Below are 13,341 nucleotides of genomic sequence, written 5' to 3'. Positions count from 1 at the left end.
GTTTTTGCTCACGTTTCAGTTGATCTATTCATTCTCATACCGCAACAGGTCTCCCGGCTGACACCGTAATTCGCGGCAGATCGCCTCGAGCGTCGAAAAACGGATCGCCTTGGCTTTGCCGGTTTTGAGAATGGACAGATTGGCGAGAGTCAGCCCGACGCGCTCGGAAAGTTCCGTCAGCGACATGCCGCGTTCGCGCAGAAGCGCGTCCAGATCGACGGAGATGCCCATATATCAGACGACCTGATCCAGTTCTTCCCGCATGCGCGCGCCGATACGGAACACCCAGGCTAGAATGAACACCACCACGATGGCGCCTAGTCCCGTCACCGATATGGTTTTATCTGACGTCATATCTTCATGCGAAACACCCGACAGAGCGAGGATCGTTTTCGCCATGTCGACGCCCTGGATCACGACCATCCACCAGCCGATGGCCTGCACCCGATCAGCATTCCGACTTTGAAAAGGGTCACCCGCCCGGACCGTCGCAATCACTTCTCCCAGCAAACCAAGCAGACAATACAGCGCGACGACTTCGAGCAGACCCAGTGAAGCAAAAGTCAGCATCATGCCGTCAGTCAGCGGTCCTGACACTTTCATCCAGGAGGGCAGTGGCAGCCCCCGCAGAACAAGCGACGTCGCGGCGAAAATCAGCACCACGCTCGCGACGACAAGCAAGACGCGCACAATCCTTATTGCGAGGAGCATGGCCGTCGCCACGCGGCGGGGCGGGGCAGGAAGATCTCCGCTCATGCGCTCTGCTCCAGACGCAGGGCGACGGCATCGACCATGCGCGTCACGGCTTTCGTCAGGACACCGTTGCTGAACGTCATGTGAATATCCGAGGACACGTGACAGTTCACGAAAAATCCTGAAAGCAGGATCGCCAGAAATACGGCTCCGGCCAAGCGGATTGTCCGGTCGAACAGTCGGCATGATCTCCTGCCTGTCCGTGGAGAAGCGTCATCGTCAGACCACATCGTCGAGTTCCTCCTGAATTTTCACGCCACGCTGAAAGATCCAGGCGATGACGAAAGGTAGAACCGTGGTCGAGAGACTGCCGACATTGTGGCTGACTTCCGGATGAACCGGGACTGGCAGTCCGAAGGCCGCGTCCAGCAGGGACAGGCCGAGCGCCTCCACAACCTGCCGGGCGATGGACAGCCAGCCGATCGCCTGCAACGCCACGACATTGACACGAGTGAACACCGCACCTCTGCCGCAATGCGCGGCAATCCGGGCGACCCGGTCATAGATCGCCGCACTCAGCACAAGACCTGCGACCCGCACGACGGTCTCGGCGCCGGAGAGGCGCTGCGTCGTGCCGAGGAGCACGTGATGAACGAAGATGCTGGGCTGCAACCAGGAGGGACACCCGGCGCGGAAGAACCATGCGACTTCCACGGTCGCGCTGAGCCAGCACAACCCGGCCGCGATCTGCAGAAGCGACGCGATCATGCCCGCTGCCTCATCCTCCTGCTCTGGCGTGGTTTTCAGATATGCCTTCCAGCGCCTCATCATGCCTTAACACTCCACCATTGCCGTCTCTTATCGAAAATCAATAATATTGTTTTTCGATAAGGAACAGGTTTTTTTATCGATTCCCGATAATTTTTTTCGTCTCGAACCTGCGGGATGAAGAGAAATTCACACGAGTGCTTGAAGTCGCGGTCCGCAACGCCTAGCTTCTCTGGCCTTACACGCCGCGACGGGAATGTCCCGGCGCCTCATCTCAATATCGCCCGCGCGGGGCGTCGGAGGTTCGCCTTCGTTGCCCCGCGTGCGGCTTAACTCGTTTCTGGGGATACGTTGTGCAGAAGATTCCGATGACCCGCGGTGGACTGGCCCGGCTCGAGGACGAGCTGCGTCAACTGAAGAGCGTTGACCGTCCTGCCGTGATCCGTGCCATCGCCGAAGCGCGCGAGCACGGGGATCTCTCCGAAAACGCCGAATACCATGCCGCGCGTGACCGCCAGTCCTTCATTGAGGGGCGGATCATGGAACTCGAGGAACTGGTATCCACGGCGGACGTCATCGACCCTTCGACGCTGTCGGGCGACCAGGTGAAGTTCGGCGCGCATATCGAACTCGTCGACGAAGAGACCGACAAGGAAAGCGCCTATCAGATCGTCGGCGTCCACGAAGCCGACATCAAGCAGGGTCTCTTGTCGGTTTCCTCGCCGCTGGCCAAGTCGCTCATCGGCAAGAGCGTCGGCGACAGCGTGGCCGTGCCCGCGCCGGGCGGCGACAGGACATATGAAATTCTAAAGGTCACTTACAAATAGGTTTTCCCATGCTCCAGACGATCCCCACGTTCGATTTCGCTGCCATCGCCGCCGCGCATGAGCGAATTTCGCCGCGTATCGTCCGGACGCCGACCATTCCCTGCGCCGCCCTTTCCAAGCTCAGCGGCGCGGATATCTGGCTGAAGCTCGAGAACCTCCAGGCGGTCGCCTCCTTCAAGGAAAGGGGTGCGGCCAACAAGCTCGCCCTCCTCTCGCCGGAGGAACGCGAATGCGGCGTCATCGCCGTATCGGCGGGCAATCATGCCCAGGGCGTGGCGCGACACGCGAGTCTGCTGGGGATCAGGGCCACCATCGTCATGCCCCGCTTCACGCCGACCGCCAAGGTGGAGCGCACGCGGTCCTGGGGGGCGCGGGTCGTCACGGAGGGCGATGATTTCGCGGCAGCGAGCCTCGTCGCCGAGGAACTGCGCAAGCGCGAGAATCTCGTTCTCGTCCATCCGTTCAACGATCTCGCGGTCATGGCGGGTCAGGGCACGTTCGCCATCGAACTTTTCGAGGACGCCCCGGATCTCGATGCCGTCGTGGTGCCCATCGGCGGCGGCGGCCTCATCAGCGGCACCGCGATCGCGGCCGCGCATATGCGGCCCGGCGTCGAAGTCTATGGCGTTCAGGTCGAGAGCTACGCCTCGCTCTCGGCCTTTCCCGGCGACACCGTGGAGACGCTGGGAGGATCGACCATCGCCGAGGGCATTGCCGTCCGGCAGATGGGCGACAAATGCTTCGAAGTCGTGCAGCCGCACCTCGCGGGCGTGCTGGTGGTCAGTGAACTCGAGGTGGAATCCGCCATTGCCAGCCTCGTCGAGAATGCGAAACTGGTCAGCGAAGGCGCGGGCGCCGCGGCTCTGGCGGCGGTTCTGGCCAATCCCGACATTTTCAGCGGCAAGCGCGTCGCCCTGCCCATCAGCGGCGGCAATATCGGCACGCGTATTCTCGCCAATACGCTGCTGCGCGCCCTGCGCCGCGACGGGCGACTGCTCTCGCTGATCCTTCAGATTCCCGACCGGCCCGGCGTGCTCGCCGATATTTCCACGCGCATCGGCGATCTGGGCGGCAACATCATCGAGGTCTCGCATCAGCGCATGTTCGCCGCGCCATCGGTGCAGACGGCGGAACTCGAAATCATGATCGAAGCCCGCGACGGCACGCATGCCAGCGAGATCGAGAACGCTCTGCGCGCCCATTACATGGTGACGCGGGGATAAACGCTTCCCGTCTGACCCGATCCGGGAATGACCCCTCCCCGCTCTTCGGGCGAGCCGAGGAAGGGTCTGCTTCCGACGGGCGTCCTATTTGGTCGTGTAGCCACCATTGATCAGTACGGTCTGGCCGGTCATCCACCAGCCTTCCGAAACGAGAAAACGAATATGCGGCGCGATGTCCGCGATATCGGTCAGTCCCGTTGTGCTGAACGGTGACAGGGCCGCGGCGCTTTTGTGATAGGCCACGGCATCAGCGCTCTCCTGACCGTAGAAAAACGGCGTATCCATGGGACCCGGCCCGATCGCGTTGACGGAGATCCCGCGCCCGCCCAGTTCCTTCGATGCCGCGCGGGTGAAGTGCTCGACGGCAGCTTTGCTCCCCGCGTAAGTCGCGTAGAATGGCGTATAGGCCCCGAGCAGCGAGGTCACGACCGTCAGCAGCTTGCCGTTGTCGTTCAGGTGTTTCCCGGCCTCCTTGATGAAGAAGAACGCCGATTTCGTGTTGACGGCGAACATCGCGTCAAACTCGGCTTCCGAAGTCTCGGCGATGGGCTTTTTGAGCACCTTGCCAACCGTATTGATCGCGATATCGGGTCGGCCGAGCGCCGCGACAACCTCCTCGAACAGACGGGCATTGGCGTCGGCCGTCGTCAGATCCGCCTGAAAGGCCGCGGCTTCGACGCCGGCCTGACGGAGATCGGCGACAGTACGATCCGCGTCCGCCCGGGAGGCGGGGCTATTATAATGTATGGCGATGGCACGAGCGCCGTGCGCGGCCAGATCGCGCGCCACGAGCCCGCCGAGATTCTTGGCGCCGCCCGCGATCAGAACTGTTTTTCCCTTGATGCTGTGATCCATCATGGCTCTGCTTCCCTTTGAAATCGTCGGCCACGATCCATGCCGGGCCTAGTTTCAATGTGGGCGTTCGGAGAGTAGGGATAAACAGGACAAATCTGACAGCAGCCGTCAGAAAAGCCGAACAATCATCCGAATTGGGTGCCGATGGACAGAATAGACGTGTTGCGCATCTTCGTCCGCGTGGTCGAGACCCGGAGCTTCACCCGCGCGGCCGACAGCCTCCAGATGCCTCGTTCGACCGTGTCTTCGGCCATTCAGACCCTTGAGGCGCGCATGGGGACGCGCCTCCTCGCCCGCACGACGCGCTCGGTTTCCCCCACGCCCAACGGATCGATCTTCCATACGCATTGCCTGCGCCTCATTGCGGACATGGACGAGGCGGAGCGCCTTTTCCTCGATGAAGCGTCGCATGTCACGGGACTCGTGAGAGTGGACCTGCCCGGCAGGATCGGCCGGTTGATCGTCTGCCCGGCGCTGCCGGAGTTTCTTGAACGCCACCCTGATATCGAGGTCGAACTCGGCATGAGCGACCGGGTGGTCAACCTCGTCGAAAACGCGATCGACTGCGTGTTACGCGTCGGCCCTCTGGAGGATTCCAGTCTTGTGGTCCGCAAGCTGGGGGAGCTGACGCTGATCAATGTCGCCAGTCCCGCCTATCTCGCGCGCCACGGCATGCCTCGGAGCCCGAACGATCTGCCGGAACATGTCGCCGTGCGCTACGCGTCGCCTTCGACGGGCCGCATCGAAGACTGGGAATGGATGGACGGCGATACGCCACGCAGGGTACTGATGCGTGGCTGCGTCACGGTCAACAGCGCGGAAGCGCTGATCGCATGCGCGATCGCGGGTCTCGGCCTCATCCAGATACCGGCCTATGACGTCCGCGACCAGCTTCAGGCCGGTACGCTGGTCGAGGTCCTGGGCGCGTGGCGCAGCGAGGCCCTGCCGATCAGTCTGCTCTACCCGCATCGACAGCATCTCAGCCGTCGCGTCCGGCTCTTTTCAGACTGGCTTGAAAACGTTCTGCGGGCCTGGCTCTAAAAGCCGGAAAAGGCCGTCAGAACGGACCGTCCGGTGTCTGGATATCGGCCTGTTCCGCCGCCAGAAATGCTTCCAGATCGCCCTGAACCGCTTCAGTCAGCTGCGCATCGCTGATTCCGGCTTCCAGAGCCTGCGTCCGGCAGAGTGCCGCGGCGATCTGCGGATCGAGTGATCCGACCGCCAGATGATCCTCGACCCAACGATCGAGCCATTCGCCTACATCTTCGGGAGTCATGCTTCACCTCGTGCCAAACAAGCGATCCCCGGCATCGCCGAGTCCGGGCACAATATACCCTTTTTCATTCAGGCCGCGATCTATCGAGCAGGTTACGATCTTCACATCCGGGTGTCGCGCGGCCATGTAATCCATCCCTTCGGGCGCGCCCAGCAGACAGACGAAGATGATGTTCGTCACGCCCGCCGCCTTCACGCGATCAATCGCCGCAGCGGCGCTATGGCCCGTCGCGAGCATGGGATCGACGACGATACAATCGCGCTCCGCCACGTCGTCGGGCAGCTTCATGTAATATTCGATCGCCTCGAGGGTGTCGTGGTCACGATACAGGCCGATATGCCCGACGCGCGCCGCCGGAACGAGATCCAGCATTCCGTCAAGAATACCGTTTCCTGCCCTCAGGATGGAGATGAAGCACAGCTTCTTGCCTGAAAGCGTGCGACCGGTCGTGCGCTCGACCGGGGTCTCGATCTCCACGGCCTCCGTCGGCAGATCACGCGTGGCTTCGTAGCAGAGCAGCAGACTGAGTTCGCGCGTCAGGCGTCGAAAGCCCGCCGTGGAGGTCGAAGCCTGGCGCAGTCGCGTCAGCTTGTGCTGGACGAGGGGATGGTCGACCACGATGGGGGCCATACGGGTATTCGTTTCGCTCATACGTCCCTCCTTAGCGCAGGATGGCCTTTTCACGGAAGCGTGCACGCAGAGAGTTTCAGGCGCCGTTTCTCCTTTCAGGAAGGGCGGAAGTCGAGTGCAAGCCCGTTCATGCAGTAGCGCAGCCCGGTGGGCCGTGGGCCGTCCGGAAACACATGCCCGAGATGTCCTTCGCATCCCGCGCAATGAACCTCCGTCCGGACCATACCGTGGGATGCGTCTCGCGTAACGCCGACCGCCTCGGGCAAGGTCTCGAAAAACGATGGCCAGCCACTTCCGCTCTCATATTTCATCGCCGCGTCGAACAGGGACCGGCCACATCCCGCGCAATGATAGATGCCCGCGCGCTTTTCCGCGTTCAGGGCGCTGGAACCGGGCCGCTCCGTACCGTGCCCGTGGAGGATGCGCTCCTGCTCCGGTGTAAGGGGCACGCCACATCCGGAAGGGCCGCAGCCCGTCTTCTGGTCCTGAGCCATGATCTTCACTCCCGCATTCAGATGCCGTCGATATCGTGACAGAAAAACGAACTCTCGTCGGCTGTCGACGTTGATATGGGCAGAACACTGTTGAAAGGAAATGTCGTCATGACCGCTATGAAAGACAAAATCTCCGGCGCCATCGATAAAACCATCGGCACCGTGAAGCAGAAGGTCGGCGAAGTCACCGACAACAAGAAGCTGGAGGCCGAAGGCGAGGCCCAGAAGCTCAAGGGCCACGGCGAAACCCTCAAGGGTGATGTCAAGGACGCCATCAACAAGGTCTGATCCTGCTCCGTCACATGTGAGCCTGGACGCGCCCGCGTCCCGGTTCGCAAGCGACGCATTTGGTGGCATGCTCCGGCCAGTTTCTTGAGGGCCTTTACCATGACATCGAACCTGACCCCGCCACGCCCCGTCATGCTCGTCATTCTGGACGGGTTCGGAGATAGCTCCGTGACGGAAGACAACGCCGTCGCGCTGGCGAAAACCCCCAATTTCGACCGCCTCTGGAAAAATTCGCCCCATGCTCATCTGGTGACATGTGGCGAGGATGTCGGCCTTCCCGAAGGTCAGATGGGCAATTCCGAGGTCGGTCATCTCAATATCGGCGCGGGGCGCGTCGTCATGCAGGAACTTCCCCGCATTTCACGCGCGGCACGGGACGGCTCGCTCGCGCGAAACCCCGAGTTGACCAGGCTGATCGGCGCGCTCCGCGAAAGCGGAGGCACCTGCCATCTGCTCGGTCTGGTCTCGCCGGGCGGCGTCCACGCGCATCAGGACCATATTGTGGCCCTGGCGAAAATCGTCGCCGAAGCGGGAATGCCCGTTGCCGTGCATGTTTTCACCGATGGTCGCGACACGGCACCTCAGTCCGGACGCGAATATCTGACCGCTCTGACAGAAAAACTGCCCGCTGGCGCGAAAATCGCCACGGTTTCGGGCCGCTATTATGCGATGGATCGCGATAACCGCTGGGAACGGGTTCGCAAGGCTTACGATGCGATCACGGAAGGCCAGGGCCATCACTTCGATGATGCTCTCTCGGTCCTGCAGGATAGCTATGGCAGAAACATCACGGACGAATTCGTCGAACCCGCCGTGATCAGCGGCTATGCGGGCATGAAGGATGGCGACGGCATCCTCTCGGCCAATTTCCGATCCGACCGTATCCGCGAAATCCTCGACGCCCTCGTCCAGCCGGACTTCACGGGTTTCGAACGTCCCCGCGTCATCCGCTTCGCGGCGGCCTGCGGCATGACGCCCTACAGCAAGGATCTGGAAAAGCGGCTCGGTACTCTGTTCCCGAAGGCGTCGATGGACGATCTTCTCGGGGAACTGGTTTCCCGCGCCGGCAAGACCCAGCTGCGCATGGCGGAAACCGAGAAATACCCCCACGTGACCTATTTCTTCAATGGTGGCCGTGAAGCCGTGTTCGAAGGCGAAGAACGGATCATGGTCGCCTCACCCAAAGTCGCGACCTATGATCTCCAGCCTGAGATGTCGGCGCCGGAACTCACAGATCGTGCCGTCGAAGCGATCGAGAGCCGTCGCTTCGATATGATCATCCTCAATTTCGCCAATCCCGACATGGTCGGCCATACGGGGGTTCTTGCCGCCGCGATCAAGGCTTGTGAAACCGTCGATACCGCCCTGGGTCGCATCGCGGACGCCATTGAAAAAGTCGGGGGCGCCCTGCTCGTCACCGCCGATCATGGCAACTGCGAAACCATGCGCGACCCTGTGACCGGAGAGCCGCATACGGCGCATACGCTCAATCTCGTTCCGGTCATGCTCGTTGGCGGCCACGCAAAGTCCCTGCACGACGGGCGTCTCGCGGATCTCGCGCCGACGATCCTCGATCTGATGGAGCTTTCCCAGCCGGAAGCCATGACCGGCCAGTCCCTGATCGACGCCTGAGCACCCGATCCTGCCTCGTCGCGTCAAACACGTTATCCGCGCGGCTTTTATCGCCATGGTGCTTTTTCAGTTCCATGGCGGCCACGCGACGACGCGGCGCCATCATCGCGTCCATGGAGAGACAAGGCAGACACCTTCCCCGGATCTCGCGACCACCCGCGCCGCGCGTGAGGCGCTCCTGCGCCAGCAGGCCGCACAGGCCGCTCTCCTCAAAGATAAGCAGACCGCTCAGCGAGCTGCGCAGACCCAGGTGGTTCAGGACACCGCGCGGACCCGCGCCCTGACCACGATTTCCGCACAGGATGCCGCGGTCCTCCGACAGACTGAACACGATATGGCGGCCATCGAGAGCGATATCGCGGCCCTTGAACGACAACAGGCCGTTCTGAAAGACGGGATCGCGCGACGGACAGCGGCCATTCAGAGGATGCTTCCCCTCGCGCAGCGCCTGTCGAGCGCTCCGGCGACATCCGTCATTTCGACTTCGGCCAATCCTGAAGACGCGGTGGATGGTCTCGCCTTCCTGAGCGGATACGCGCGCCTGACCGCGCGCAGTATTGCCGCCCTGCACGCACAGCAGGCGGAACAGATCGCAAACCAGAACGCGCTGAACGAAAAACGGAAAGTTCTGGATACGTTACGGTCGCGGCAGGCATCCGAACGCGACCGCGCACAGGCGAACGCCCATGCGGCCGCCGTCACCGAACAACACGACCGGAACACAGCCGCGCAGGCGCGCAAAGCCGTCGCCGCCGCAGCGGCGGGAGCCTCCAGCCTTCAGGACGCCATCGCACGGATCGAACAGACGGAAAAAGAGGAGATGGCCCGCCTGGATGCGCAGGCCAGGGCGCTGAAGGCCCGCAACGACCATGCTGCCGCCTCCAGCGCGCGGCAGCAGGCGCGCGCGATGGAGGCGAGTGCGGGACCGGGTGTCGTCTCACGAAGTGGCGGACATGCCCCCGTTCCCGGAACCGTGGCCGTCGCCTGGGGACAGTCAACCCAGACCGGTCCGGCGACGAGCATGACCTACACGACCCCCGGTAACGCGGCCGTCCGCGCTCCTTGCAGCGGACGCATCGATTACGCGGGCGCGTTTCGTTCATACGGGCAGATGGTGATTCTCGATTGCGGACGACATTATCGTTTCGTGCTGTCCGGTTTCGGAACACTGGAGGCGTCGAGCGCCGACCCCGTCCGTAAAAACACGGTCCTGGGTACGATGCCCGACGCCGGCGGACAGCTCATGGTCCAGTTGCGACACGGCGATCAGACCGTCGATCCAAGACCCTTTTTCTGAAACACGACGGTTTCCCCACGGGTTTCCAGGCTTCTCCACCCGAGCGTGATATACGAGCCTGTCTGTTCCGGGCATGAAATGTGATCCGCGCCCAGACAGGAGAAAGGCCAAGCGGCTGAACGACCTCTCCTCTTCGTTCTGAAAACGGGTCCGACCATTTATGAAGAGTTTAAGAAACCATTCATAACCGTCTACCCGGCGAAACCGATATCACAGAAAAGAGGGGCAGCCACCGCACGGATGAGAAGAGCTCGATGCTTCAGTTCGCACCTTATTCCGCAGGGTCCATGATCGCACTTGGTCTCTGCTTCCTCCTCGTTTGCATTTTCGAATTCGCCAACGGATTTCACGACACGGCCAATGCCGTGGCGACCGTCATCTACACCAACTCCCTCAAGCCACGCGTCGCTGTCGTCTGGTCGGGGCTGATGAATCTCCTTGGCGTGATTCTCGGCGGCATTTCCGTGGCTTATGCCCTGGTCGAGCTTCTGCCTCCGGACGTCCTGACGCCGCCGAACGGGAACCCCGCCGTTCCCATGCTCGTCGCCCTGTTCGGAACGGCGCTGGCCTGGAACCTGCTGACATGGTGGTTCGGCATTCCCAACTCGTCTTCGCATTGCACGATCGGCGCCCTGATCGGCATCGCCATCGGCGATTCCTTTCTCCATGCCCGCGCGCTCGGTCACAGCGTGGACTGGAGCCAGATCTGGAAAGTGCTGCGCGCGCTGTTCATTTCGCCGCCGCTCGGCTTTTTCCTGGCTCTGCTCGCCTATCTGGCCATCCGCTATACCGTGCGCCTCCCGGCGCTTTATACGCCGCCGAAGCCGGGCGAGAAGCCGCATCCCGTCGTGCGCGGCCTTCTGATCCTGACATGCACGTCCGTCAGTTTCTCGCATGGCAGCAATGACGGTCAGAAGAGCATCGGCCTGATCATGCTGACGATCATCGGACTGATGCCCGCCACGTTCGCGACGAATCCGGACCACCCGATCAACCGCACCGAACTGGCATCCATCGCCAACACGGCTCGCCCGCTCATCGCGCAATATGACCGCTATTCCTTTCGCAAGGATGCGCTGACATCCATCGATCAGCTTGCCGATCCTTCAAACAAGGCTTCGGCCGCGGAAATCCGTGGCGACCTGTATGAAATCCTGTCCGGCGTGCGTGACGTCGCCGCAAACCCGGCAGCTTCCCAGGACGAGAAGAACACGGCAACCAAACTCGCCAAGCAGTTGCGTCCGTCTGTCGAATACGCGCCGCTCTGGGTTCGGATTCTCAGCGCGCTCTGCCTTGGTATCGGGACGATGGTCGGCTATCGCCGCATCGTGCAGACGCTGGGCGAGGGCATCGGCAAGCAGCACCTCACGCCAGCCCAGGGCGCGGCGTCGGAAATCGTGGGCGCCGGACTGATCGCGACCGCCGGATATACCGGGCTTCCGGTTTCCACCACGCACATCATCACTTCCGGCGTCGCGGGCACCATGGTTGCGGCGGGAACGGGCGTGAACATGCGCACCCTGCGCAAGATCGGCCTGGCATGGATCACGACCCTGCCCGTGACGATCACAATCTCGGCTATCGTGTTCTACATTCTGGCCTGATCCAGAGCGTCATTCGTCACCGGGAGCGTAGCGACGGCCGCAACATGGCCGCACATCCACGCTCCCCTGATGCGCCCCGACGGGGCGCATCCTCTTCAGGCTCTCTTCCCCATATCTTCGCCTTCGTGAGCGACATACTTCGTTGAACGGGAGTTTTGCTCTCCGCTTCGACACGCTATGCTCGTCGCGTTATAGCTTTGGTAACGACCCGCCACCTAGCTTGCGACGACCCAATGGCATTCCGCTGTGGCGTACGCTGGGGAGAGGGTGGTTTCGAGGAATGAGATTGATGAAGCTCCGCACGGGTCTCCTGCTCGGCACGGTCTTTCTGGCGGGTATCACCGTCGGCCCGTCGTTTGAACAGAAGGCCGCTCCCGCCTTCATGCATCTGCTCGGGACACCGGCCTGGGCCGAAGACGCGGGCAAGACCAACAGTGCGGAAACGCTCCGTCTCTTCACGCTGCTCGGTCGCGTGATGGACATCGTGCGCACCGAATATGTCGAGCCGGTCAGCGACAAGGACATGGTCACCAATGCCCTCGACGGGCTGGTAGGCAACCTCGATCCGCACAGTTCCTACATGACCGAGAAGCAGTACAAGGACATGCAGGTCGAGATCTCCGGCAAGTTCGGCGGTCTCGGCATTCAGGTGCAGGAACAGGACGGCCATGTGCGTGTCGTGTCTCCGATGGAAGGCACGCCGGGCGCGCGGGCCGGGATCAAGCCCGGAGACTTCATCACCGAAGTCGATGGCAAAAGCCTCGATGGCATGACGCTCGATCAGGCCGTCACGAAGATGCGCGGCAAGCCCGGGACCGCCATCACGTTGACCATCCTGCGAGCCAAGGCGCCCAAGCCGCTGAAATTCACCATCACGCGCGAGATGGTTCATATTCAGGTCGTCCGCTCGGCGCTCTACGGCAAGGTCGGCTATATCCGCCTCAACGAATTCGACGACGATGCCGAATCCGCCATGCACAAGGCCTATGACAAGCTGAAGGCGGAAGCCGGGGGCAAACTGTCCGGCCTTATCCTTGATCTGCGCCTCAATCCCGGCGGCAAGCTCGATCAGGCCGTCGCCGTTTCGGACGACTTCATTGCCGAGGGCGAAGTCGTCTCGACGAAGGGACGTCATCCGGAGAACAACCATCGTTGGGACGCCAAAGGCACCGACATCACCGACAACCTTCCGATGGTGGTCCTGATCAATGGCGGCTCGGCCTCCGCCAGTGAAATCGTCGCCGGCGCCTTGCAGGACCACCAGCGCGCCATCCTCGTCGGACAGCGTTCCTTCGGAAAAGGCTCCGTGCAGTCCCTGATCCCGATTCCGGGCAATGGCGCGGTGCGCCTGACGACAGCGCGCTACTATACGCCATCCGGCCGCTCGATTCAGGGCCTTGGAATTGCGCCCGACGTGCCCGTCAAGGAAAGCAAGGATGACGAGGGGATCGGCTATCGCGAATCCGACCTGAAGCACATCATCACCAATACCGGCGGCACCCACGGCAAAGCGCCGTCACGGACGGATCTTCCACCCATGATCTCCACAGTCAAGGAAACGCCGCCCGATAACTGGCCGACGTTCGACATCACGAAGCCCGACACCGATTACCAGCTCCAGCAGGGACTGCGCGTCGTACGGGCCATGGCCGGAATGCCGCCAGGCAACCTGCCAGGCGTCGCCACGACCGCAAGCAGCGCCAAGGGGGGCGCCCCCGTCCCAGCCGTCCCGCATGCCCCCAGATAATCCGCGC

16 protein-coding genes are annotated in these 13,341 nt (G+C 62.1%); 8 read left to right on the top strand and 8 right to left on the bottom strand.

Annotated elements, in window-relative coordinates; genetic code table 11:
* Nucleotides 1-24 precede the first annotated feature (24 nt).
* From PWM43_RS00775 to PWM43_RS00760, 4 genes are all read right to left on the bottom strand, one after another.
* Complete coding sequence (locus PWM43_RS00775; RefSeq protein ID WP_289840666.1) at nucleotides 25-231, bottom strand: helix-turn-helix domain-containing protein; 207 nt, start codon at nucleotides 229-231, stop codon at nucleotides 25-27.
* 3 nt (nucleotides 232-234) lie between these two features.
* Nucleotides 235-756, bottom strand: coding sequence for a DUF2975 domain-containing protein (locus PWM43_RS00770; protein WP_289840665.1), 522 nt, complete (start codon nucleotides 754-756; stop codon nucleotides 235-237).
* Nucleotides 753-911: a hypothetical protein gene (locus PWM43_RS00765; protein ID WP_289840664.1), complete on the bottom strand. Its 159-nt coding sequence runs from the start codon at nucleotides 909-911 to the stop codon at nucleotides 753-755. The genes PWM43_RS00770 and PWM43_RS00765 overlap by 4 nt, the downstream gene beginning before the upstream one ends.
* A gap of 61 nt (nucleotides 912-972) precedes the next feature.
* Nucleotides 973-1,524, bottom strand: coding sequence for a DUF2975 domain-containing protein (locus PWM43_RS00760; protein WP_289840663.1), 552 nt, complete (start codon nucleotides 1,522-1,524; stop codon nucleotides 973-975).
* A gap of 290 nt (nucleotides 1,525-1,814) precedes the next feature.
* On the opposite strand from PWM43_RS00760, the gene greA reads away from it, so the two are divergent.
* On the top strand, nucleotides 1,815-2,288 hold the full coding sequence (gene greA / locus PWM43_RS00755; RefSeq protein WP_289840662.1) for a transcription elongation factor GreA: 474 nt from the start codon (nucleotides 1,815-1,817) through the stop codon (nucleotides 2,286-2,288).
* An 8-nt stretch (nucleotides 2,289-2,296) separates the two neighbouring features.
* Nucleotides 2,297-3,511, top strand: coding sequence for a threonine ammonia-lyase (locus tag PWM43_RS00750; protein WP_289840661.1), 1,215 nt, complete (start codon nucleotides 2,297-2,299; stop codon nucleotides 3,509-3,511).
* 84 nt (nucleotides 3,512-3,595) lie between these two features.
* Here PWM43_RS00750 and PWM43_RS00745 read toward each other — a convergent pair whose 3' ends face one another.
* Entirely contained in the window at nucleotides 3,596-4,369 is a 774-nt protein-coding gene (locus PWM43_RS00745; RefSeq protein ID WP_289840660.1) for an SDR family oxidoreductase, read from the bottom strand.
* Between the two features lie 141 nt (nucleotides 4,370-4,510).
* On the opposite strand from PWM43_RS00745, the gene PWM43_RS00740 reads away from it, so the two are divergent.
* The gene (locus PWM43_RS00740; RefSeq protein WP_289840659.1) at nucleotides 4,511-5,407 is read left to right on the top strand and encodes a LysR family transcriptional regulator; all 897 of its coding nucleotides are present in this window, start codon (nucleotides 4,511-4,513) and stop codon (nucleotides 5,405-5,407) included.
* 16 nt (nucleotides 5,408-5,423) lie between these two features.
* On the opposite strand, the gene PWM43_RS00735 is transcribed toward PWM43_RS00740, so the two are convergent.
* The 3 genes from PWM43_RS00735 to msrB all read right to left on the bottom strand — a co-directional run bounded on the left by PWM43_RS00735 (nucleotide 5,424) and on the right by msrB (nucleotide 6,766).
* A complete protein-coding gene (locus PWM43_RS00735) occupies nucleotides 5,424-5,642 on the bottom strand; it encodes a hypothetical protein (protein ID WP_289840658.1) in 219 nt (72 codons plus the stop codon).
* 3 nt (nucleotides 5,643-5,645) lie between these two features.
* Nucleotides 5,646-6,293: a uracil phosphoribosyltransferase gene (gene upp / locus PWM43_RS00730; protein ID WP_289840657.1), complete on the bottom strand. Its 648-nt coding sequence runs from the start codon at nucleotides 6,291-6,293 to the stop codon at nucleotides 5,646-5,648.
* Between the two features lie 74 nt (nucleotides 6,294-6,367).
* The gene (gene msrB, locus PWM43_RS00725) at nucleotides 6,368-6,766 is read right to left on the bottom strand and encodes a peptide-methionine (R)-S-oxide reductase MsrB (RefSeq protein ID WP_289840656.1); all 399 of its coding nucleotides are present in this window, start codon (nucleotides 6,764-6,766) and stop codon (nucleotides 6,368-6,370) included.
* A gap of 108 nt (nucleotides 6,767-6,874) precedes the next feature.
* Here msrB and PWM43_RS00720 point away from each other — a divergent pair, with 108 nt between their 5' ends.
* The 5 genes from PWM43_RS00720 to PWM43_RS00700 all read left to right on the top strand — a co-directional run bounded on the left by PWM43_RS00720 (nucleotide 6,875) and on the right by PWM43_RS00700 (nucleotide 13,334).
* Nucleotides 6,875-7,054, top strand: a complete 180-nt coding sequence (locus PWM43_RS00720; protein ID WP_289840655.1) for a CsbD family protein — start codon at nucleotides 6,875-6,877, stop codon at nucleotides 7,052-7,054.
* A gap of 99 nt (nucleotides 7,055-7,153) precedes the next feature.
* Entirely contained in the window at nucleotides 7,154-8,686 is a 1,533-nt protein-coding gene (gene gpmI, locus PWM43_RS00715; protein ID WP_289840654.1) for a 2,3-bisphosphoglycerate-independent phosphoglycerate mutase, read from the top strand.
* 55 nt (nucleotides 8,687-8,741) lie between these two features.
* The gene (locus tag PWM43_RS00710; protein WP_289840653.1) at nucleotides 8,742-9,983 is read left to right on the top strand and encodes a murein hydrolase activator EnvC family protein; all 1,242 of its coding nucleotides are present in this window, start codon (nucleotides 8,742-8,744) and stop codon (nucleotides 9,981-9,983) included.
* Between the two features lie 254 nt (nucleotides 9,984-10,237).
* A complete protein-coding gene (locus tag PWM43_RS00705; RefSeq protein WP_289840652.1) occupies nucleotides 10,238-11,587 on the top strand; it encodes an inorganic phosphate transporter in 1,350 nt (449 codons plus the stop codon).
* A 289-nt stretch (nucleotides 11,588-11,876) separates the two neighbouring features.
* Nucleotides 11,877-13,334 carry a S41 family peptidase gene (locus tag PWM43_RS00700; RefSeq protein ID WP_289840651.1) on the top strand — a complete coding sequence of 486 codons (1,458 nt, stop codon included), beginning with the start codon at nucleotides 11,877-11,879 and terminating at the stop codon, nucleotides 13,332-13,334.
* The last annotated feature ends 7 nt before the right edge of the window (nucleotides 13,335-13,341 follow it).

Source organism: Brytella acorum, from assembly GCF_029309905.1.
Lineage (GTDB): Bacteria > Pseudomonadota > Alphaproteobacteria > Acetobacterales > Acetobacteraceae > Brytella > Brytella acorum.
The sequence above is the reverse complement of the archived record's forward strand: the minus strand, read 5'-3'. Positions and strand labels throughout refer to the sequence as shown.